A 22,665-nucleotide genomic window follows, 5' to 3' on the forward strand; every position below is an offset into this window, starting at 1 on the left:
TGTGGGCGCGAGCCTGCGCGCGAAAGCGCTGGGCCAGGCGACTGCGATGTTGAATGTGTCGCTGCCTTCGCGAGCAGGCTCGCTCCCACAGGGGATTTGTGTTGGATCAGGGAATTGTGATTCGCCGCGCAATATTGTAGGAGTGAGTGTGCTCGCGATGGCATGCGCTCAGGCAACAACTATTTTGAATGCTCCAACCAAGCCCTTCAGAGCACCGACCACCCGCCCCACCTGTCGAAATTAATTCCAGCCTATCGGTGAATTATTTCGTGTCCGCATGTATCTGAGCCAGAAGAGCCGGCGCCATCATGGAGATGGCATCGCAGCGGTAATCTGGATCAGCGAGCGGGAACAGCGCAATGAAATCACGCAAGAACACCGTCAAACCGATCGGTTTGAAAGACATCACCATTGTCGACGACGCCAAGATGCGCAAGGCGATCACCGCCGCCGCGCTGGGCAACGCCATGGAATGGTTCGACTTTGGCGTCTACGGCTTTGTCGCCTATGTGCTCGGCAAGGTCTTCTTCCCCGGCGCCGATCCCGGCGTGCAAATGATCGCTGCGCTGGCGACCTTCTCCGTGCCCTTCCTCATCCGTCCGCTTGGCGGTTTGTTCTTCGGTGCGCTCGGCGATAAATACGGACGACAGAAAGTCCTCGCCGCGACCATCGTCATCATGTCCCTGAGCACCTTCGCCATCGGCCTGATTCCGTCCTATGCCTCGATCGGCATCTGGGCGCCGATCCTGCTGTTGCTGGCGAAAATGGCCCAAGGTTTCTCGGTCGGTGGCGAATACACCGGCGCGTCGATTTTCGTCGCTGAATACGCGCCCGACCGTAAGCGCGGCTTCCTCGGCAGTTGGCTGGATTTCGGCTCGATCGCCGGGTTTGTCTTCGGCGCCGGTGTCGTGGTGCTGATCTCGACGATTCTTGGTGAACAGCGCTTCGAAGAATGGGGCTGGCGGATTCCGTTCTTCCTCGCCCTGCCGCTGGGCATGATCGGCCTGTATCTGCGCCACGCCCTGGAAGAAACCCCGGCGTTCCAGCAACACGTGGAAAAACTCGAACAAGGCGACCGCGAAGGCCTCGCCGGTGGCCCGAAGGTGTCGTTCAAGGAAGTCGCAACCAAACACTGGCGCAGCCTGATGACCTGCATCGGCGTGGTGGCGGCGACCAACGTCACCTACTACATGCTGCTCACCTACATGCCGAGTTACCTGACGCACAACCTGCACTACAGCGAAAACCACGGCGTGCTGATCATCATCGCGATCATGGTCGGCATGCTCTTTGTACAGCCGCTGATCGGTTTCATCAGCGACAAGATCGGCCGCAAGCCCTTCATCGTCGTCGGCAGCATTGGCCTGTTCATTTTCGCCATTCCGGCGTTCATGCTGATCAACAGCGGCAGCATCGGCCTGATCTTCTCCGGCCTGCTGATCCTCGCGGTGCTGCTCAACTTCTTCATCGGCGTGATGGCCTCGACCCTGCCGGCGATGTTCCCCACGCACATCCGCTACAGCGCGCTGGCCAGTGCCTTCAACGTTTCGGTGCTGATCGCCGGTCTGACCCCGACTGCCGTGGCCTGGCTGGTGGAAAGCACCAACGATCTGTACATGCCTGCGTATTACCTGATGGTCATCGCCGTGGTCGGTCTGGTCACTGGTGTGACCATGAAGGAAACCGCCAACAAGCCCTTGCGCGGCGCGGCCCCGGCGGCTTCCGACCTCGAAGAGGCCAAGGAGTTGTTGCAAGAACACCACGACAACATCGAGCAGAAAATCGAAGACATCGATGCCGAAATCGCCGCGCTGGAAGCCAAGCGCAAGGAACTGGCGCTCCAGCATCCGCGCATCGATTGATCAGTGCGGCGTCGGCAATCGGTCCGACGCCACGCCGAGCTTGAGCTAGCCTTGAAACCGGATTGCATGCCATTCAAGGAGTTCACATGTTCAAGCTGATCAAAAGTTCGGTCGCTGGTGGATTGCTCTTCGCCAGCCTCCAGGCCGAAGCCGGCGGCATCATGATTTACGAGGCCGGCCACGAAGGCACCGGTCTGGCCAACGCCGGCTCTGCGGTCATGGCCAGCGACCCGAGCATTCTGATGACCAACCCGGCGGGCATCAGCCAACTGGCCGGCACGCAGATCAACTTCAACGCGCAGTTGATCCTCGGCGACGTCAGTTTCTCCCGCGACAACGCCAATACCTTCGGCGGCAACGAAGGTGGCAACGCCTTGAAGTACCTGCCCGGCTCCAGCTTCTTCATCAGCCATCAACTCGATGAGCGCTCCTCGATCGGCTTCGGCATGTACGGCAATTTCGGTCTGGCGCTGGACTACGACGATGACTGGGCCGGGCGCTATTTCGCTCAGGAGTCGGCCATTATCGGTGTGTCGTTCCAGCCCACCTATGCCTACAAGATCACCGACGACCTGTCCGTCGGACTCGGCCCACGCTTCATGCTTGGCTACTTCCGCACCGAAGTGGCGGTCAACAATAACGTGCTCGGTCTGGGCAACGCCGAGGATGGTCAGTTGCGCTACAAGGACACCGACTGGGGCACGGGCGCCAACGTCGGCGTGCTCTACAACCTCAACGAGCGCACAAAGCTCGGGCTGGCCTGGACCAGCAAGATCAAGCTCAAATTCGAAGACAAACCCGAGCTGAAGAAAATCACCAATCCGCTGCTGCGTCTGGCGCTCAACCGTCTCGACGCCGATCAGCTGAACGTCGACATGAACGTGCCGCAGACCGTCACCACCAGCGTGTCCTACCAGCTCGATCCGCAGTGGACGCTGCTCGGCAGCCTCGGCTGGCAGGACTGGAGCGATTTCGGCAAGGTCGGCGTGGAAGTCGATACCGGCCTGGGCTCGACTTCCAGAACGGCGCAGCGGCAATACAAGGACACCTGGCATGCCTCGATCGGCGCGCAGCACCAGATCAACCCGAAACTGCGCTGGAACGTCGGCCTCGGTTACGACTCCTCGGCAGTGGACGACAAGGATCGCACCGTCGACAACCCGATGAACGAAGCGTGGCGCCTGGCGACCGGGGTCAGCTATGCATTGCAGGACGATGTCGATGTGCACATGAGCTACACGCTGATCTACCTCGGCGACATGGACGTGCAACAGACCAAAGCGCGCTCCGGCGGCTCGGTCTCCGGCGAATACAAAAACGCCGCCCTGCATGTGCTGGGCGGCGGCGTGGTCTGGCGTTTCTAGGGATCACTCATCCTTCGGCGCCTGCGCCGGTGCGGTGAACCACTGCTCCGGCGGCACGCGTTTTTCCTGCTGCGGATCGCCCAGGTAATGCGGCGACATGATCTGCACGCCATATTCGTTGAACACGTCCTGAATATTGGCGTGGAGCATGCTCAGCAACACCGCACGCGGGCGCGGCTGGCTAGGGATGGCCTGGGCCACCAGTCGATACTCGGGATAGAAGTCCGACAACGCGGTCTGGAACACCTGCGCCGGCGGGTCTTCGAGCACGCCCGGCGTGCGTTTGGCCGCCTCAAGCAACATCGCTTCGACCTGGCGCCATGGCGTGTCGTAGCCGATGGTCACCACCGTGTCGACCACGTAGCCCGGGCCTTGCACGGTGCGCGAGTAGTTCTTGGTCACGGTGCCGGTGATCATCGAGTTGGGCAGCGTCAGCACTTCTCCGAGGCCAGTGCGAATCCGCGTGGTGAACATGCCCAGCTCGGTGACGGTGCCTTCGTACTCGCCGATCCTGACAAACTCGCCGGGGCGCAAAGTCCGCGTGTAGGTCAGGATCAACCCGGCCGCCGCTTGCCCGACGACGCTGGTGGCGCCAAGGGAAATCATCAGGCCGATCAGCACCGACAAGCCTTTGAACGCATCGGTCCCGGCGCCCGGCAGATAGGGATAAGCCATCGCCAGCGCAAACAGCCAGACTGCCAGTGCGGTCAGGCGTTGCGTCGGTTGCAGGGTTTCATGGTTGAGCCAGCTGAACGTCCCCGGCGCGGCCATCCGGCGCAGGATGCGTCGGGTAAATGCGGTCACGCCCCGGGCGATAAAGAAAATCGCCAGCGCCACGCCCAGCCCCGGTATCGCATCGACGATGCCCTGCAACAGATAACCGGCCAGTTCCACCAGATAGTTGTTGAGGCTTTCGCCCCACGGCCGCGTATACGGGAAGCGTGACAGGACGAAACCCAGCCATTCGTAGGACAGCAGCAGGATCAGCAACCAGCGCAGGAACAACAGACAGCGGCTGACCAACGGGTAGAGAAAATTCGAATCGATCAGTTGCACCCGCCCGACCTTCAGCGCCTTGGTGTGGCGATCCATCAGCGCCGGCAGTTTCGCCAACAGCTTGTGGCGCAGCCATGACAGACACCAGAGCAGCGCCAGATAGATCAGCGTGGCCACCGCCGCCAGCGCCAGCGAACGCACAATCATCTGCACGTTGCGCGCCTCACGGGTTTCGTTGACCACCTGGCGCAGTTTTTCCGCTGCGCCCTCGGCGGCTTCCTGCACCGAGGAATAGGCCAGGCTGTCGACGTCTTTCGGTGCAACGATAAACGCACGGGTATTGCCGATCAGCACCATGTAACTGTTCTGGATCGAATCAGTGCTGATTTTCAGCTCAGGGTCTTCCTCCAGCGCTTCACTGATCACCCGCTTCGCCCGCTTGACCCGTGAGGCCGGCGCCTCGCCAAGAATGGTCGCGCGAAACAGCATGATGCTGCGGTTGGCCACCTTCAGTTCTACCGCTTCGTCCGTTGCTGTCGTGGTGTCTTCCAGTGCCTGGCCGAGCCCGGACCACAGTGTTGCAGCCAGCAGCATCGCCAGCACCATCAGCCTGTTACGCATGCGCCGTTCCTTATGGCTGATTGTCGTGAGAGGTTTCGTCCAGCACTTCGCTGACGTCGGCCGGCTGATAGACCCAGCCGATGAACAATTCATAACCGACCGCCAGGATCACCGGCCCGGTGAACAGGCCGATGATGCCGCTGGTGACCATGCCGCCCAGCGCGCCGATCAGCACCACCGGCATCGGCACGGCCACGCCACGGCCGAGCAGCATCGGCTTGAGCACGTTGTCGGAGAGCCCGGCGATCACCATCCACACGGCGAAGATGATCGTGCCGGGGCCGACGCCATCATGGGCAAAGACAAACACCACCACCGGCACGGTAACCAGCAGCACCGGCAGTTGCATGATGCCCAGCAGCAACACCATCAACGCCAGCACGCCGGCAGCGGGCACGCCCATGATCACCAGTGCCACACCGATCAAGATCATCTGGATAAAAGCGATACCGACCACGCCCTGCGCCACCGCGCGAATGGTCGAGGTGCACAGTTGCGCGATCTGCGGGCCACGCACCGGGCCGGAAATCCGCGTGGTGATCGCCACCGCTGTGCGATGGCCGCGTTCGCCGTGGGTCATGATCAGTCCGGCGACGATCAGCGCGACGACAAACACCACGATGCCTGCGCCGACGCCGGCGGCCTGATGCAACAGCACCCGGCCCCAACTGGTCAGGTGCGGCGCCAGTTCCTTGAATACCCAGCTCAGGTCCTGCGAAGCGTGCATCCAGATGCCATACAACGGCGCGCCGATCAGCGGCCAGTCGGCGACATTGGCGGGTGGCGGCGGAATCTCGAACTGCCCCGCTTCCACGGTTTGCATGCCCACCTTCACCGAATCGGCCACGGATGCGCCGAGCAGGCTCAGCGGCACCATCAGGATCACCAGCCCCAGCAATACCAGCACAATCGCCGCCCAACCGTAACGGTTGCCGAGTTTTGCGCCGAGTTTCTGGTTCAGCGGGTACAGCGTGACTGCGAGGATCAACGCCCACAGCATCACATTGAGAAACGGATGGAAAATGTCGTAGCAGAACAGCACCAGGGTCGCGATCAACCCGGCGCGGATCAGTACGTCGAGCAAGGCTTTGGAACTGTTGAACGCAATCAGCGGCTTATCTTCCATGGCAACATTCCTGAGCGGTGCAGCATTCGGGATGCGCTGAGCCTAGAACATGTTGGGCTGGTCTTCCTGTGGGGCGCGGCATTATCGCTTTACGCAACACGGTGTGGGAGCGAGCCTGCTCGCGAAAGCGCAAGGTCAGGCAGCACGGATGCTCAGGCCATCTACCAACAAAACCATCACCCCACCGATTACTCCGCCCGCCGCATGGTGTTAAATAGGCGCCAGTCCCGACCTTGTCGCTTCAAGCCGTGCAACGAGAACCGCTATGAAAACCCCTGCCCAGAACATCCACGCTCAACAGGTGACCCCATGATCGAAGTCACCGAAGTCTCCATCGCCCAACTGCGCGCCGCCCTCGAATCCGGCCAGACCACTGCCGTGGAGCTGGTGCAGGCCTATCTGGCGCGCATTGATGCCTACGATGGCGCCGACACCCCGACGGCACTCAACGCCGTCGTCGTGCGCAACCCCGAAGCACTGAACGAAGCCCGCGCCTCCGACGCCCGCCGTGCCAACGGTGAAACCCTCGGCCCGCTCGATGGCATCCCCTACACCGCCAAAGACAGCTATCTGGTCAAGGGCCTGACCGCCGCCTCCGGCAGTCCGGCGTTCGCCGATCTGGTCGCCCATCGCGACGCCTTCACCATCGAGCGTCTGCGCGCTGCCGGGGCGATCTGCCTGGGCAAGACCAACATGCCGCCGATGGCCAATGGCGGCATGCAACGCGGCGTCTATGGCCGCGCTGAAAGCCCGTACAACGCCGCTTACCTCACCGCACCGTTCGCCTCCGGCTCGTCCAACGGCGCCGGCACCGCGACCGCTGCGAGTTTCGCTGCGTTCGGCCTGGCTGAGGAAACCTGGTCGAGCGGTCGCGGCCCTGCGTCGAACAACGGCCTGTGCGCCTACACCCCGTCGCGCGGGGTGATTTCGGTGCGCGGCAACTGGCCGTTGACCCCGACTATGGACGTCGTCGTGCCGTTCGCGCGAACCATGGCCGACCTGCTCGAAGTGCTCGACGTGGTCGTCGCCGAAGACCCGGACACCCGTGGCGACCTCTGGCGCTTGCAACCGTGGGTGCCGATCCCGCGCGTCAGCGAAGTGCGCCCGGCTGCGTACAGTGAACTGGCCGCAGATGCCAAAGCCCTGGCCGGCAAACGCTTCGCCATCCCGCGCATGTACATCAATGCCGATCCGCACGCCGGCACCAGCGAAGCCCCCGGCATTGGCGGCCCGACCGGTCAGCGCATCAACACCCGCGCGTCCGTGATCGATTTGTGGAAACAGGCGCGTCAGGCCCTTGAGGCCGCTGGCGCCGAAGTCATCGAAACCGATTTCCCGCTGGTCTCCAACTGCGAAGGCGACCGCCCTGGCGCGCCAACCGTGTTCACCCGTGGGCTGGTGTCGAAAGAGTTTCTGCACCATGAACTGTGGGATCTGACAGCCTGGGCGTTCGACGACTTCCTGCAAGCCAACGGTGACCCGAAGCTTAATCGTCTGGTTGACGTCGACGGGCCGAAGATCTTCCCGCACGACCCCGGCACCCTGCCCAACCGCGAAGGCGATCTGGCCGCCGGCATGGACGAATACGTGCGCATGGCCGAGCGCGGCATCACGCCGTGGAATGAAATTCCTACGGTGCCTGATGGCCTGCGCGGTCTGGAGCAGACCCGACGCATCGACCTTGAAGACTGGATGGATAACCTCGGCCTCGACGCCGTGCTGTTCCCGACCGTCGCCGACGTCGGCCCGGCGGATGCGGATGTCAATCCTGCTTCGGCCGACATTGCCTGGAGCAACGGCATCTGGGTGGCAAACGGCAACCTCGCGATCCGCCACCTCGGCGTGCCAACCGTCACCGTGCCCATGGGCGTGATGGCCGACATCGGCATGCCCGTCGGCCTGACCTTCGCCGGTCGCGCTTATGACGACTCGAACCTGCTGCGCTTCGCCGCCGCTTTCGAATCCACCGGCAGCAAACGCCAGATCCCACCGCGTACACCGCCGCTGGCTTAATGCACTGTGTCAGCTCCCACAAACCCTGTGGGAGCTGGCTTGCCAGCGATGGCGGCCTGACAGCCGCCACATTTCCACCTGACTACCCCACAGGGTTTGGTGTGAGGGCTGCCAACTCAGCACACCGGCCCAATCCTTACCAGGCCAATCCGCCGATCATCAGCGCCATCCTGATTACCACCGGCACTGACCATGATCAACCGCGCCCCCTCCCGCCTCACTCTGCTCGCCATGCTCTGCGGTCTGACCGGCACCGCCCATGCCAGCGGCTTTTTCGACGACGCCAAAAGCGATGTCCTGCTGCGCAACTTCTACCTCAGCAACGACTATCGCTCGCCCACGCCCTCCGGGAAAAACTACAAACAGGAATGGGCACAAGGCTTTATCGGCAACTTCTCATCCGGTTTCACCGAGGGCACAGTCGGTTTCGGCATCGACGCCCACGCTTTCGCCGGCCTGAAACTCGACGGCGGCAAGGGCCACTCCGGCACCGGCCTGTTACCGGTCGACAGCGATGGTCGCAGTGAACACAACTATTCCAGCGTTGGCGGTGCGTTCAAGCTGAAGGTCTCGCGAACCACCGTCGCCTTCGGCGAAATGACCGTAGAAACCCCGGTCTTCGACACCTCCGACAAACGCCTGCAACCGGAATACGCCACAGGCTTTTTGCTCAACAGCGCCGAGCTCGACAACGTCAATCTGCTCGCCGGGCATTTCACTGCATTCAAGAACCAGGACAGCTCTTCCGGCCAGGGCAACTTCTACGGCTACGGCGCCAACACCGAAGCAGGTGGCATCAGCTTCATCGGTGCCGACCTGTTCAGCTCCAGCCCGGTCGGCGGCGCACTCTACGCCTCAGAACTGAGCGACACCTGGCACCAGTACTACGGCAATCTGCACTTCAAACAGTCCGGCGTGCTGCTCGACGCCAACCTCTACCACACCCGCGACACCGGCCGCGCACTGGCCGGCGAGATCGACAACACCGCCTTCAGCCTCTCCGGCAAATACAGCGTCGGCGCGCACGCGGTGATGCTCGGCTGGCAGCGGATCAATGGCGACACGCCGTTCGATTTCGTCGGTGGCGACTCGATCTACCTCGCCAACTCGATCAAATACGCCGACTTCAACGGAGCCAACGAACGCTCCTGGCAAGCCCGCTACGACCTCGACCTCGGCGCCTTCGGCATCCCCGGCCTGAACTTCATGACCCGCTACGTCAGCGGCAGCCACATCGACGGCACGCACGCGCCGAGGGGCGGCGCCTACAACCCGTTCGACACCGACAGCGGCGACTATCAACCGCAACAAGGCAGCGGCGGCAAACACTGGGAACGCGATATCGATCTGAAGTATGTAGTGCAGTCCGGCGCCGCGAAGGATCTGTCGGTGCAACTGTCGCACGTAACCCACCGCGCCAACGAAGCGCAGGCCGGGGATGACATTGACCGGATTTACGTGGTCATTCAGTACCCGCTGGGTTTTTGAGGTAACACGATCAACCCGCCCACAGGTTCCTGCGTCGGCCACAAACCCTGAGTTTGCTCCTTGAGATCAAAATCAAATGATTTCAGCGTACCGCAGCGCCTACAGCGGCTAGCCAAGTGCCATCACCTCGTTTATTCTGCGCCCCCGCATAAAAAGCCAAGCCAGGAAGGCATTGATTGACCTTCCTGTTTGTAGTCAATCAACGCAAGCAGATTCAGGGATGTACATGTTTCAGCTATTCAAACTCGGAGCGGCCGTCGTCCTCGCCGCGACGCTCAGCGGCTGCATTACCGAAAGCGCTTCCTGGGTCAGCGAACCCTTGCAACCCAAGGCAAGCGAGCCAGTCAGTTATCTCGTTGGCTCAATCGGGCCGCAATCACTCAAGCAATCAGCCGCTGACAACCAGCGAATCTTTTTCCGCAAACGCGGTTCCGAATACGGTGCGGCCGGCGTCTGGAAAATGGCCGGCGCTTACTCCACACCGCAGGATGTTCAGGACGGTGTCGGCGCAGCGAGCGTATTCGTGCTTCCCCTGAAGCCGGGCGATTACGAGTTCTATGATTTCCAGTTCTTTTCCGCACGTTATCAACCTGGGCTAGGCACTGTTTTCACCTCGAGAGAGGCGCGGGAGAAATTCAACCTGCCGATGCGCCTGGAACCCGGCAAGGCCTATTACATCGGCGAGTTCCGCTCGTTCTGCCTGACAGCCGGTTTCTGCGCGTTCCGCTGGAGTGATCAGAACGCCCGCGATGCGCTGATTGCGCAACGTCTGGCGCCAGGATTGCCAACGCTGCAACCGCTGAAACTCGACCTGAACAGTGCTCAGCCCTACATCTTCACCGGCCCCATTCCGGGCATTGCCGTGGACGCCAAACCATGAAAAAAATCATCGCCCTCACCGCCGCCGCTCTGTTGACCGGTTGCGCGGCGACCAACACCTTGCCCGAGCGCACGCTTACGGACGGTCAAGATTATCTGCAGCCGATTCACGTTATGGTCGATGATCCGGAAAACGGCTCCAGCCTGCGCAACCACCTGCGTCAGACCGGTGTGTTCCGCACTATCGAAACCGGCAGCGGTAAAGCTGACGAGTACAACGTGAAGGTCAAACTCAATGTGGAACGACACCTACCGCCGTTTCCGGTGATTCTGCTGAGCACCGCGACGTTGTTCTTGCTGCCGCTGTCGAACGAATTCGACACGCAAACCGAATTCACCGTGTTCCAGGGTGACAAGCGACTGAAGCAATACACCTATCGCAACATCACTCAAAAATACGTCTGGCTACTGGATCAGGGCGGCGAGATGCGCGAACAGAACCTCGGCCGCATCGCCCGCGCCTTCGCGCAGGATGTGCAGCAGGACCGGCTGATCCCGGCAGTCGCGCAATGAACCGCGCGATGATAAAAGTCGCCGGCCTGCTCTGTGCCTCACTGATGCTGGGCGGCTGCGCCAACACCTTGCAACCGCTCGATTACCATGCCGATCAGGCCTACGTGCCGGTCACGCTCGGCATGGGGCCGGCCTATACGCGCATCGACGAGCAGCATCAGCGCGAAACCGTCAGCGTCCTGAAAAAGACCGGCGCGTTCTCGATGCTCGACGGCGGTTACACCCGCAACGGCTACAGCCTGTTGATCACCGAACCCAGCGACGGCAAGGTCAACTGGCTGGCGCTGGTCAACGTCTTCACCCTGTTCACCTTCCCGATGCCCTACCACTACCAGGACAACCTGCGCGGCTCGGTCTTCAAGGATGGCCAACTGCTCAAAACCTACAACTACTCCCGCGAAGGCTGGAGCGTGATGACGTGGTATGTGCCGATTCCCGGGGTCGAGAACAAACGGCAGATGCTCGACCAGTTGTTGGTGGAAATGGACCGGGACAAGGTGATTCCGTATCAGCCGTGAGGTTGGGTGATGGGGGCTGGTGCGGTGGACTGCGGCGCAATGAATTGCAATGTGTGAGCGAGCCTGCTCGCGAAGAGGCCATCAGGTACGGCGCAATTCTTTGATTTAAACGAAGCTGTTTAAAAGACACCTGCGGATACGGTCTCAAGGCTACAAATCCTTGCGCCGTTGCCTACAGCTACGCCAGAATCCGCCGGCTTGTGCACCTTGAGGGCGGGTTCTATTGTGGTGCGGTCGCTGACGAATCAGCGATCGGGTTTAGCGACCCGGATCTTAATTAGGTGCATCAGCGGTCCATGCTTCGTCGCAGGTTCAATTCTGCGACTGCGCTATGGTGGCTGTATGCGGGAGACCTTCGGGTCTGCCGGGTGCCTATAACCGGTTCGCTAACCTGCGTACAGCCGCCACCTACTGTTTAGCGACAGTGCCTGACGGCTCCACTTAATAGGAGCTTTATCATGATCAAACCAACACCCAACCCACCCGAAACCGATCCCACCTCCCCCTACGAATCCCTCGATTCGAAAAAACTTCACCAAGCCGCCGACCGCGCCCTCGACCACTACCTCTGCCCACCCGGCTCGACCCCGCCGCCCTTCAGCCCCCGCGCCATGTACGCCGTCACCGCCGACACCAAAAATGAAGACCTGCTGGCCAACGCCTGCGAAACCCTCGCCTCGGCCAAAACCATCGCCCAGGAATTCGCCGGGCTGGTCAAGCCATCGCAACGCCGAACGTTGATGGGGATTGCGCAGTTGATCATGCTCGGGGAACTGGCGGTGAATCGGGTGCTGGATAATCTGGAGTTGCCGCAGTAGCGGAGCCCGATGATCGTTCCCACGCTCCTGCGTGGGAATGCCTCAACGGACGCTCCGCGTTCGGCTCCCGATGGGATCCGGAGCGTCCCGGCTGCATGCCTTTGCGCATGGGAACACTCTTCATGACCGTTCATCGCAAACCCCCTCCGACCTGTCAGAGTTGACAGGTGACGGCCCGGCCGGTCTCGCATTAGATGCAGCAAGAGCGTTCCTACGTCATGCAAGGAGAATGCAATGAGCCGCGTCCGTAACTTCGTTGAACCGTTTGCACTGACCCGCCCGCAAGCCCCCGAAATGGTTGAGCTGGAACCTGCAATGGCAGACGTCCATGGCGGCGTCACCATTGTGAAAGCCAATGAAACCGAGGGCTTGTTGATCCTCATGCTGGCTTACTTGAATCAGACCAAGAACGATAAGCTCATCCTGCTGGCCAACGACAACAAAGGGCCTAGCACCACCATCGCTGAGGGCAAGGAAAGCGACGATACGCCCTTGCGCCTGCCTGCCGGCTTACTGCAAAAAGGCCTTAACCGCATCAAAATTCACATCGAGCGCACGTCCGGGAATGATGAACTCACACCTGAGCTGGTGCTCTACCATCGAACCTCTCCGCCCGGTGATGTACCACCGGTATTGAATCTCACCGTCAGCCACAAGGTCATCAACCAGGCGGAAGCTGACAAGTTCAAGGTGACTGTTACCTACGCCAACGTGCAGTGGTATGACCGGATTTTTGTGTCTTGCAATGGCGCGCATCACCAATATCAGCTCACACCCAGCAGTGTGTCGCCCCTGCCTCCCGTGCCACAAAGTGTGGTGATCGACATCCCGAAAGACAAGCTGATCGAGGGTGGCAACGATAAAACCTTCGAAATCAAATATCGCGTTGTCGACTACCTGACCAACCCGTCCGGCCCTCCAACCTGGTCCGATGCCGTGTTTGTGGAAGTGGATCTGGACAAGATCTCCCAAGAGCCGCCGACGCTCGTTAACGCCGTCTCCCCAATCGATGTGCTGGCAAGTGAAGGCGGAGTGAAGGTGCGGGCCGAGTTCCAAGCCGCTTTGGCAAACGACAAGGCGACGCTGAAGATTGTCGATGGCGTACCGGGATCATCATTTCCGCAAGTGGCATTCAACACCAACCAACGCGCCAATTTCACATTCAGCGTGGCGTTCCTCCTCGCTCATCAAGGCAAAACAATCCAGGTGTCGTGGGTATTGATTCGTGATGGCGTGCCCAGCGGCGAATCCCCTCCTCTGGAGGTGGTCATCGATAAAATCGCGGTGGACGACCCGCGCTTGCCGACGCCGAATATTGCGGGGGAAATGGGGCAGCAGCTCAATGTTCCGGAACTACCGAATGATGCGCGGGTGCTCTCGGAAAAAATTCCACTGATGCAACAGACCCACCCGGTCTGGGTTGATTTTGAAGGCGTCGACGCGGATGGAAACCCGGTAACCAAGGAAGTTTCGACCGGCGGGCCTAGTGAACTGGCGGACAGGATTTCGTTCCTGGCGCAAGTCGAGTGGTTGAAGAACCTGAAAGATGGAAGCTCGTTGAGAGTGGTTTGTGCCGTCAATCTTGATGGGCTTAAGGACAAGACAAAAGCGGTGCCGCTTCGGGTGCGTACTTATACGGTGAGTGTGGCCAAGCCATTGAAGATAGATCCGTCGGAAATGCTGCTCGGCGGCCTCAACTACTATATGTCCCCGCAATCCACTTATCAGCCAGACTGGACCCGAACCAGCTATAAGTCTCCACAGTCCCATGCAACTCGGCTTCCAGTTGATGGAACCCCGCCTTTTACCTTCACCTCTCACAACGTGCACATCGCAACCGTCCACTTCACGACGGGTGAGGTCTACTCTGTCTCAAACGGGTCGACCGTGATCGAAGTACGAGATGCAGCGGGGAGAACTGCTCAATACCCGGTGAAATGTTCCAATGTGTACGAATTATTCGCTGATTCCCGAGCTTTGACTTGGGGTGCGGCGCACGCCTACCTGCGAGATCAGGGCCTGGAGCCTATTCCGTTTACAAGGACTACCACGCAAACCTTCAACCCCCCCATCTGTTTTCAGTTTCAATCAAGTTTTCTAGGTCAGAGATCTCCTAATTTTTATGGCACCATTGCCATAAACGACCAAGCCCAAATCACCTATCTGTTTGCCAATGGTAAAGCCGTTCCTCCCGACCCCGCAGATCATCGACATATGGGGGTGGCCATCGGCCTAACTACCATCAGCGGTAGTTACCCTGTCATAGGTCGACGGCGGAAGCTGCCCTTGTTGCTTGACGAATAGCCATACCATTGATTTAAACAGCGTGGATGAGTCGAGTCTTTGTGCCGGCCGTAATGACCCTTTCGCGAGCAGGCCCGCTCCCACAGATTGACCGCATTCCAAATGTGGGAGCGAGCCTGCTCGCGATCACAAAGGGGACGGATTTATTTAACCCGATGGATGTGTTCGGGCAGCAGATTCGCTCGCGGGTCTGAAAATGCAGCCTGCGGCAGCTCGAGTGATATACGCATGAGCTGCCGAAGGCTGTGATTCGTTCTTGTAACGGCTAGGCTCATACTCGTTAGCGCACCATTAGTATGATAATTTGCGCAAAGTTCCCCACCCGCAAAAGGCCCGACCATGGCTACCGTACGAAAAACCATAACCGTGACTGACCAGCAAGACCATTGGATCAAAGCTCAAATAGAAGCGGGACATTACACCAACGACAGCGAATATATCCGCGATTTGATCCGTCGAGAGCAAGAGCGAAACGCTGAACTGGAAACCGTCCGCGCAGCCCTTCGAGAAGGAGAGTCCAGTGGTGCCCCCCGGCCATTCGATGCTGATGCTTTCAAAAAAAGAATGTTGAGGGCGCATGGCTGAATACCGACTTACCCCCGCCGCCGAAGCGGATCTTGAGGCTATCTGGACCTATACAGCTCAACAATGGGGTTTGGATCAGGCCAATCGCTACATCGACATCCTGACTGCGTCTTTCGAGCAGTTGGCTGATCGTCCCAAAACAGCACCCGCATGCGACGCGATCCGCCCCGGTTACCGACGCTGCAGCGTGGAGAGTCACGTGATTTATTTTCGAATCACCGCCTATGGGATCGCGATAATCAGAATCTTGCATGACCGGATGGAAGCGCAGCGTAATCTCTAACCTTCTCGTATCACCGAAAACCAAAGATCGCAGCCTTCGGCAGCTCCACAAATCGATGTAGAAGCTGCCGAAGGCTGCGATCTTTGCTTTTGGGAGACTGGCGGAAGACAGCCGGAGTCGAACCTGCCCGGGAACGGATGCCGTCCCCAACCAGGTTTGAAGCCCGGCCGCGCCGCTGATTGTGCGTCGGCATCGGCCTGCGCATCTCCGAGTGCAGACCTACCGTCCGTCGCAAACCCACTTTCAACTGTCAGATCTGACAGTAGCCAATTTCTCCCGCCCGGTATCTGATATCTCCATCCCGGCCGGCCCTCCCTGGCCGTCTCATCAGGAAGGTGTGCCATGGAAAAGACGCAACCCGACAACACGGTCATGACGCTGTATCCGGTGATAATCCCTGTTGCCACCGAGAACGTGATCACTGACCCGCCAGCAGAGCCACCGACAGTCACCTATGGCTTGCCGTTGAAGGTATTCACGGACCTCACGCGCGATGAAATCAACGCCGCTGGTGTACAGGTGGTGGTCGATCCGCCTACGGACGTTGGTGAATATGGCAGTATCAGACTCTTCGTCAACGGTGAGCAGAGCGGCGTTCCACAGCCAGTCATCAACGAGCGAATGACCTTCACCGTGTTCCAGAGGGCACTTCACGACGGCGTCATCAACACCATCCAATACATTCTGAAAAACGTCGCCGGCAATGACAGCAAGTCCATCGAAGCGTGGGCCCTCTACAACGACACGTTGCCCGGCGGCAATGATGTGCCTGGCACCGGTGATCATCCGGGGCTGCTGATCAGTCTGCCCGAAGGGCTCGGCAACCCGGCGGTGATTGAGAAGGATCAGGCCGCCAAAGGCGTACTCCTGACGTTCGATTACCCTCATTGCCGCGCCTACGATCAGGTGACATACGAGATCAATCGCCAGACCTTCAAACACACGGTGACGCCGGAACAGGCGGGCAAGGCATTCTCGGTGCTGATCGGTCCCGACACCTTTCAAAAAATTGGCAGCATGAACAACTGCCCGTTCTCCTACACGGTGGTCGATCAACTGGCCAACGCCACTCACCGGAACCGCTGGTCGAAGTACATTCATGCCAACATTGACCTTGAGCGAAACTTCCTGCCCCAGCCGATCCTGCGCGAAGATCCAGACGATGACATGGACGATCCAGCGATTGTGGACCTCGATGAACTCGACGGCCGGCCGCTACTGATCGTCGTTGCTCCCACTACTTCCGATTTTCAAAAGGGCGACACGGTCAGAGGGTATTCTCGGCTGAACGATTCAGCCGAGAAGCCGACCCAACCGGGCGTGATCACCGACAAGTTTGGAGTGCTGCAACCGTGCATTCTGGAGCTACCCAACGATCAACTGACTTCCGGCGCGCGCTTGCAGGTGCGTTATGAACTGGAACGGCCTGCAGGCACCGTGGTTGGGCACTCCAGAACGGCCGAGGCCGAGGTCATCGGCGAAGCGGCGCCGGATCTGGTAGCGCCCATAATCAAACAGGCACCAGGCAACAGTCTGGATCCGCTTGCCGCGAAAGATGCGCTGACCGCTCTGGTCTTTGATCCTTCCATTCAGCTCGACGACATAATCGTCGTGACCTGGACCAGCGCCCCGGGCACGCCTGCCGATGGCTCCTACACCTCGCCGCCTCACGTGGTCAAAGTGCTGGGCACGCAGGAGATTGCGCTGGACAACAAAGTGCTTGCGTACAGTTTCGGTGGCAATGTGACGGTGGATTACAGCAAGACAACCGGATCGGCTACGCGCGATTCCCTGCCGCTGTTACTGAGCGTGCAGGACATTGCGGACGCGGATCCCCGATTGCCCACGCCGACGATCGACCGGGTGACGGGAGATGAGCTGGACCCTGCGGATGTGTTGCCGACGGATCATACGCGGACGACCGCTTGGCCGCTGATTGCCTTGGGGCAAAAGATATGGCTGACGTATAGGGAAATAAAGCGTGATGGAAGTACGGGAATTGTTGAAGAGGCTTATAAAGGGAAAGAGGTGACGGCGGAGGATTTGGGTGGGATACGCCATCCAGTACCACTCGACAAGTTGCTGATGTTGGAAAACGAATCGACACTTGAGATTGAGGTGAAGGTTTCTTTTGATGAAACTGAAAGTGGGTACAAATCGTTGCCGAAGAGAATGTATCCAAACAAAAAGGGGTTCGATGATCTGACCACTTTCACGAATAACGACATGAATGGATGGAGTTTGCATGGATCAATAATCAACGAAAGCGGCGAGTACTATGCTCAGTCGCGCTTTTCTAATGAAGAGCACGACTTGGTTCTAACCAAGTCATATCAAAATATACAAAGTGGCAAGCCATGCAGTTTAAGCTTCGACTATTTAGTTCCGGGGACAGCGGTATGCCATGTTACTCTTGGCCACGAACAGCCAAATCCAATTACGCTTCCGCGCATACAATTAACTACCACTGGCACATGGAAAAAAGTTGAAATAAAATTTTACATGGGACTACCTGAAACAAGCACTTACTCCACAATAAGACTTTCAATAAGTTACGCTACAGCCGTAAAAATGGATAACATCCGATTAATGGCCATACCGAAATGATGCCACCTATATAATTGATACTATCAGAGACATCTAACTTCAAGCTTTTTTACTACAACGATGTGGTTGAAAAGAAAAACTGGCGGAAGACAGCCGGAGTCGAACCTGCCCGGGAACGGATGCCGTCCCCAACCGGGTTTGAAGCCCGGCCGCGCCACCGGGCGCGATTGTCTTCCTGAACTCAGGGTGCGCAGGCGTCAGCCAGCGCGTTGTCGGGGCGGATCTGGCGGGATTCGCCGAGGCGGCGGGTCAGGCCGAGTCGGTCGAAATACTCCAGATACTGAATACAGCGTTTGCGTCCCAAGCCTAGCGCATCACGGAAGGTTGTCACTTGAATCGACGGATTTTCTTCGGCGAGTTTCAGCAGCAGCGCCGCCATTTGCCGCAGGACGATGTCGCTGATAAACAGGTCGCGCACCACCTGGTGCATCAGGCCCAGCCGGGCGAGTTTGCGCAGCAGCAGGCGAACGTTGGCGTCGTCTTCGCCGAGCATTTTCGCCGCGTCGCGCACCCAGGGCGGGTCGAAACCGGCCTGTTCGAACAACGGCTGTAATTGCTGCCAGAGGATTTCGTCGTCGGCATTCAGGCGCACCTGATGATCGGGCAGGTGCAGCCAGGGGCCGCTGGCGAGGATGGAGCCGGCGTTGAGCAGTTCGTCGAGCAGGCTGATGAAGGTCGAGCGTTCCAGCGCCAGCGCGCTGAAGCGGCGCAGACGATCGCGGTCCGGGCCCATCTGGTCGGGTTCTTGTTCGTGGAATCGCGCCAGTTGTTCGAGCAAGGTGAATTTCAACTGACCCCAGCGCTGCACGTTGAACAGCAGTGGACCTTGGCGGGTATCGATCAGGCGGATGTTTTCTGCCAGCGACCACTGCGGGCGCGGGCGGTTGAACTGGCGTTCGAGGCGTTGCGGGTCGAGGCCGCCGGGGCTGTGGTTGAGCAGTGCCGGCAGGGCCTGTTCGAGGCTGACGCTGAGCGCGAGGGTTTGCAGTTGCGCGAGGCGTTCCGGGCTGCGGCGTTGGCGCGCCGGGGCGAACGGGTCGAGGACCGTGCCGCCGCCGAGGGTGCGCTGGGCGCTGGAGTCGCGCAGGATCAATCGATCGCCTTTCACCGCGTGCACCGGCGCGTTGATCAGCAATTGCGCGAACATGCGCTCGCCGGGGCTCAGGCGCGGGCCTTGCAGCAAGGCGACGCGGGCGATGACATCCTGGGTGCCAAGGTGCAGATGCACCGGGTGAAAGTGTTCGAAGGTGCGCTCGCCGGGCAACAGCTGAAAGTCGATGTCGACGCGCTGGGTCGGGGCATGCAGCCAGTCCGCCAGCAGCCATTGGCCACGGTGGATCTGCGTCAGTTCCAGACGATCGCCGCTGAGGTTCAATGCCACGCGTTGACCAGCGAACGCTCGTTCGGCGGCCTGGTTTTGCGCATGCAGCCCACGGATGCGCACCGATTTGCCCGCGGGCCCCAAGACAAGTTTGTCGCCCACCGCAACCGTGCCCGAAAACGCCGTGCCCGTGACCACAATCCCCGCACCCGCGACGCTGAATGCCCGATCGATCGCCAGACGAAAGCCGCCCTCACAACCGCGCGCCTGCACCTCGTTCTGTGCCTGCAATAACGCCGCGCGCAACTCATCGACGCCCTGCCCGTTCACGCTCGACACCGTAAAAATCGGCGCATGGGCGAATGGCCCGGGCGCCAGCAAATCGAGCACCTGACGCTGCACCTCTTCCACCCTGCCCGCTCCCGCCCGGTCGCATTTAGTGATCGCCACCAGCGCGCGGGGAATGCCGAGCAGTTCGACGATCGCCAGATGCTCGCGGGTCTGCGGCATCACGCCGTCGTCGGCCGCGACCACCAGCAACACCAGATCGATGCCCTGCGCACCAGCGAGCATGTTGTGGGTGAATTTTTCGTGGCCGGGCACGTCGATGAAGCCGGTCAGCCCGGCGCCCGCTGCGAGTTCGGCGTAGAGATAACCGAGGTCGATGGTCATGCCGCGTTCGCGCTCCTGCGGGCGGCGGTCGCCGGTTTGTCCGGTCAGCGCTTGCAACAGCGAAGTCTTGCCGTGGTCGATGTGCCCCGCCGTGCCGACGATCACCGGTCGACCTGCAATTGCGCCAGCTGCGCCAGCCACGCTGGCTCATCGTCGAGCTGACGCAGATCGAGCCACAGCGCATCGTCGCCGATTCGCCCAAGCACAGGGATCGGCAAACCGCGCAACGCCGCTTCGAGATTGAGCAGATAACGCCCGCGCCAGCGCTTGGACACCTGCGGGCGGCAACACAGCGCTGCACTCGGCAAGCGCGCCACCGGTTGGCTGCCGCTGCCGATCATGCCCAACGCCTCGACTGCACTGACCTGCCAGACCTCGCCCAACACATCGGCGAGCAACGGTTGCAAACGCACAGCCTGAGCATGAATCTCCGCTTGCGGCCGGGTCAGCAGGCGCAGGCTCGGCAGGCGCTCGACGAGGCGATCAGGGTCGCGGTACAAACCGAGCACCGCCTCCAGCGCGGCCAGGGTCAACTTGTCGACCCGCAGCGCACGCTTCAATGGGTTCTTCTTGATCTTCGCGATCAGTTCTCTGCGCCCGACAATCAATCCGGCCTGCGGCCCGCCGAGCAATTTGTCGCCGCTGAAGGTGACGATGTCAGCGCCATCGAGCAGCGCCTGCCGCACGGTCGGTTCCGCCGGCAGCCCCCAGCGCGTCAGGTCGAGCAGACTGCCGCTGCCCAGGTCCTCCAGCAACGGCAAGCCATGAGCGTGTGCCAACTCGGCCAGTTCCGCAGTCGGCACCCGCGCGGTGAAGCCTTCGATGCTGTAGTTGCTGGCATGCACGCGCATGATCAAACCGCTGCGCGGGCCGATTGCTGCTTGGTAATCCCTGGCATGGGTGCGGTTGGTGGTGCCGACTTCGTGCAGGCGCACGCCGGCCCGGGCCATGATGTCGGGGATGCGGAAGGCACCGCCGATTTCGATCAGCTCACCGCGCGAGATGATGCCTTCCTTGCGCGCGCCGAGGCTGTTGAGGGTCAGCAGCACGGCAGCGGCATTGTTGTTGACCACGGTGACGGCTTCGGCGCCGGTCAGTTCGCGGATCAGGCCTTCGATCAGATCGTCACGATCACCGCGCTTGCCGCTGGCCAGATCGAACTCGAGATTGAGCGGATAGCGTGCGGCCATCTGCACCGCTTCGATGGCTTCCTCGGGCAGCAAGGCGCGACCGAGATTGGTGTGCAGCACCGTGCCGGTCAGGTTGAATACCCGGCGCACCTGGCTGCGTTGTTGTTGCGCCAAGCGTTCGCCGACGCGGCCGGCGAGCACTTCGGGGCCGATCTCCACCGCCGCCAATTGGCCGCTCAACACGCCGGGCCTTAGCTCATCGAGCAACTGACGCAGGCCCGTCAGCAACGAATCCCGGCCGTAACGCTCGGCCAACGGCGCGCACGCCGGATGACGCAACAAGCCATCAATGGACGGCAACCGCAGGGCAACGCTGGAAGACATCAGCCACTCCTGATTTCACTGAAACAATCCCTTTTGGGAGCAAGCTTGCTCCCGAAAGGGTTTCAGAAGTGTAGACGCACTGCCGGAGCTAGCCTGCTCGCGAATGCGGTGTGTCAGTCAATGTGGAGGTGGCTGACCTGACGCCTTCGCGAGCAAGCTCGCTCCCACAGGGAAATCCGGGGCTGACCGGGCTTTGTGATTCGGCACATAGACCTGTGGGAGCACACCCCTCTCCCACAATTTTGCTCTGGTCAGTCGTCTCCCGGCGCCAGGAGCAGATTGGGGGCCAGACGCTGATAGCCGTCCTGGGCCAGGCGCATGTCCAGCAGCAAACTGCCGAGATCTGCCGACAACGCTTCGGCTTCGGCGTCGTTCTCCAGGTAGAGCAATTTCAGGTAGCTGTTGCAGCTCGGGCAGACTTCGGCGCGCAGCGGGGCCTGTTCGGCGCTGTGCCGATCGTCTTCCTGGCTCAGGTACTCGAGGCCTTTGCTTTGCTCGCAATACACGCACTTGACCCGCACCACATGCCATTCGCAGGCGCACAGCGAACACACCAGATAACGCAAACCGTTGTGCTTGCCGCGATGGCGAATGACCCCGGCCATGGCAGGTGAACCACAGGCCGGGCATTGGCTGAGGCTGTCACCGGGTTTGAGTTGCAGCTGCGGCACGCTGAGCAGCCAGTGGCTCCAGGCGGTTTGCAGGGCGGCGCCGAGAAACGGCACCAGCGCCGCCGGCACCAGCGAATACTGCCCACTGACCAGCGCCACCGCCCACGCACGCAGCTGGCCGGAACTGGCCCCGCGCAGAGTGTCCAGCGCGTCGATCACTGCAGGTTGATCCGCTGGCGCATAGCGCTGCAGCAAGGCGTCCAGCCACGGCTGCCAGGCATCTTCGCGCACCAAGGTATCTGCCGCGAATGGTGGCAGACCGTGTTGCTGACAGGCTTCGAAACGCTGCGCATCAAACGGCGCGGTGAGCGGCGGATCGTCGAAGACCTGCTGCTGCGCCCGGCACAACCCGGCCATCAGCCGCAGGTAATCCGCCAACTCATTGCCCTCAGCCAGACGCTCAAGGCGCTCGGCGCGCAGGGCAAACAGGTTACGTGGCGGCAGATACAGAAACGGCGGCGAACTGGCCGCCGCCTCGATTTCCCCAGGTTCAAGAATGCTTGGCAAAAG

Annotated in this window: 17 protein-coding genes and 1 tRNA gene; 12 read left to right on the forward strand and 6 right to left on the reverse strand. The window is 60.4% G+C overall.

Going from position 1 to position 22,665, the window contains the following annotated elements:
• Positions 1 to 359: 359 nt before the first annotated feature.
• On the forward strand, positions 360 to 1,862 hold the full coding sequence (gene proP, locus QMX86_RS18655) for a glycine betaine/L-proline transporter ProP (protein ID WP_024013032.1): 1,503 nt from the start codon (positions 360 to 362) through the stop codon (positions 1,860 to 1,862).
• 86 nt (positions 1,863 to 1,948) lie between these two features.
• Positions 1,949 to 3,226, forward strand: coding sequence for an OmpP1/FadL family transporter (locus QMX86_RS18660; RefSeq protein WP_122505603.1), 1,278 nt, complete (start codon positions 1,949 to 1,951; stop codon positions 3,224 to 3,226).
• Positions 3,227 to 3,229: 3 nt separating this feature from the next.
• Here QMX86_RS18660 and QMX86_RS18665 read toward each other — a convergent pair whose 3' ends face one another.
• Complete coding sequence (locus QMX86_RS18665; protein WP_071172514.1) at positions 3,230 to 4,843, reverse strand: mechanosensitive ion channel domain-containing protein; 1,614 nt, start codon at positions 4,841 to 4,843, stop codon at positions 3,230 to 3,232.
• 10 nt (positions 4,844 to 4,853) lie between these two features.
• Entirely contained in the window at positions 4,854 to 5,969 is a 1,116-nt protein-coding gene (locus QMX86_RS18670; RefSeq protein WP_016774807.1) for an AI-2E family transporter, read from the reverse strand.
• Positions 5,970 to 6,278: 309 nt separating this feature from the next.
• Here QMX86_RS18670 and QMX86_RS18675 point away from each other — a divergent pair, with 309 nt between their 5' ends.
• The 10 genes from QMX86_RS18675 to QMX86_RS18720 all read left to right on the forward strand — a co-directional run bounded on the left by QMX86_RS18675 (position 6,279) and on the right by QMX86_RS18720 (position 17,977).
• Positions 6,279 to 7,982: an amidase gene (locus QMX86_RS18675; RefSeq protein ID WP_282384551.1), complete on the forward strand. Its 1,704-nt coding sequence runs from the start codon at positions 6,279 to 6,281 to the stop codon at positions 7,980 to 7,982.
• Positions 7,983 to 8,174: 192 nt separating this feature from the next.
• Entirely contained in the window at positions 8,175 to 9,470 is a 1,296-nt protein-coding gene (locus QMX86_RS18680) for an OprD family porin (protein ID WP_282384550.1), read from the forward strand.
• Positions 9,471 to 9,696: 226 nt separating this feature from the next.
• Entirely contained in the window at positions 9,697 to 10,350 is a 654-nt protein-coding gene (locus QMX86_RS18685; RefSeq protein ID WP_056786867.1) for a hypothetical protein, read from the forward strand.
• Complete coding sequence (locus tag QMX86_RS18690; RefSeq protein WP_071172519.1) at positions 10,347 to 10,862, forward strand: hypothetical protein; 516 nt, start codon at positions 10,347 to 10,349, stop codon at positions 10,860 to 10,862. The genes QMX86_RS18685 and QMX86_RS18690 overlap by 4 nt, the downstream gene beginning before the upstream one ends.
• 8 nt (positions 10,863 to 10,870) lie before the next feature.
• On the forward strand, positions 10,871 to 11,380 hold the full coding sequence (locus tag QMX86_RS18695) for a hypothetical protein (RefSeq protein WP_016774812.1): 510 nt from the start codon (positions 10,871 to 10,873) through the stop codon (positions 11,378 to 11,380).
• Between the two features lie 458 nt (positions 11,381 to 11,838).
• Positions 11,839 to 12,198, forward strand: a complete 360-nt coding sequence (locus QMX86_RS18700; protein WP_042610027.1) for a DUF6124 family protein — start codon at positions 11,839 to 11,841, stop codon at positions 12,196 to 12,198.
• Positions 12,199 to 12,432: 234 nt separating this feature from the next.
• The gene (locus QMX86_RS18705) at positions 12,433 to 14,502 is read left to right on the forward strand and encodes a hypothetical protein (RefSeq protein WP_282384549.1); all 2,070 of its coding nucleotides are present in this window, start codon (positions 12,433 to 12,435) and stop codon (positions 14,500 to 14,502) included.
• Between the two features lie 339 nt (positions 14,503 to 14,841).
• Positions 14,842 to 15,087, forward strand: coding sequence for a type II toxin-antitoxin system ParD family antitoxin (locus tag QMX86_RS18710; protein ID WP_016770738.1), 246 nt, complete (start codon positions 14,842 to 14,844; stop codon positions 15,085 to 15,087).
• Positions 15,080 to 15,370 (forward strand): type II toxin-antitoxin system RelE/ParE family toxin, encoded by a 291-nt coding sequence (locus QMX86_RS18715; RefSeq protein ID WP_016770737.1) that lies wholly within the window; start codon positions 15,080 to 15,082, stop codon positions 15,368 to 15,370. Before QMX86_RS18710 ends, QMX86_RS18715 begins: the two co-directional genes overlap by 8 nt.
• A gap of 342 nt (positions 15,371 to 15,712) precedes the next feature.
• Positions 15,713 to 17,977 (forward strand): hypothetical protein, encoded by a 2,265-nt coding sequence (locus QMX86_RS18720; protein WP_282384548.1) that lies wholly within the window; start codon positions 15,713 to 15,715, stop codon positions 17,975 to 17,977.
• A gap of 80 nt (positions 17,978 to 18,057) precedes the next feature.
• On the opposite strand, the gene QMX86_RS18725 is transcribed toward QMX86_RS18720, so the two are convergent.
• The 4 genes from QMX86_RS18725 to fdhE form a co-directional block, all read right to left on the reverse strand.
• Positions 18,058 to 18,153 (reverse strand) — tRNA-Sec (locus QMX86_RS18725).
• Between the two features lie 5 nt (positions 18,154 to 18,158).
• A complete protein-coding gene (gene selB / locus QMX86_RS18730; protein ID WP_282384553.1) occupies positions 18,159 to 20,075 on the reverse strand; it encodes a selenocysteine-specific translation elongation factor in 1,917 nt (638 codons plus the stop codon).
• On the reverse strand, positions 20,072 to 21,484 hold the full coding sequence (gene selA / locus QMX86_RS18735; RefSeq protein WP_282384547.1) for an L-seryl-tRNA(Sec) selenium transferase: 1,413 nt from the start codon (positions 21,482 to 21,484) through the stop codon (positions 20,072 to 20,074). The genes selB and selA overlap by 4 nt, the downstream gene beginning before the upstream one ends.
• Before the next feature lie 251 nt (positions 21,485 to 21,735).
• Entirely contained in the window at positions 21,736 to 22,662 is a 927-nt protein-coding gene (fdhE, locus tag QMX86_RS18740) for a formate dehydrogenase accessory protein FdhE (protein ID WP_282384546.1), read from the reverse strand.
• Positions 22,663 to 22,665 lie beyond the last annotated feature (3 nt).

It is taken from the genome of Pseudomonas sp. PS01270 (assembly GCF_029959775.1).
GTDB lineage: Bacteria > Pseudomonadota > Gammaproteobacteria > Pseudomonadales > Pseudomonadaceae > Aquipseudomonas > Aquipseudomonas atacamensis.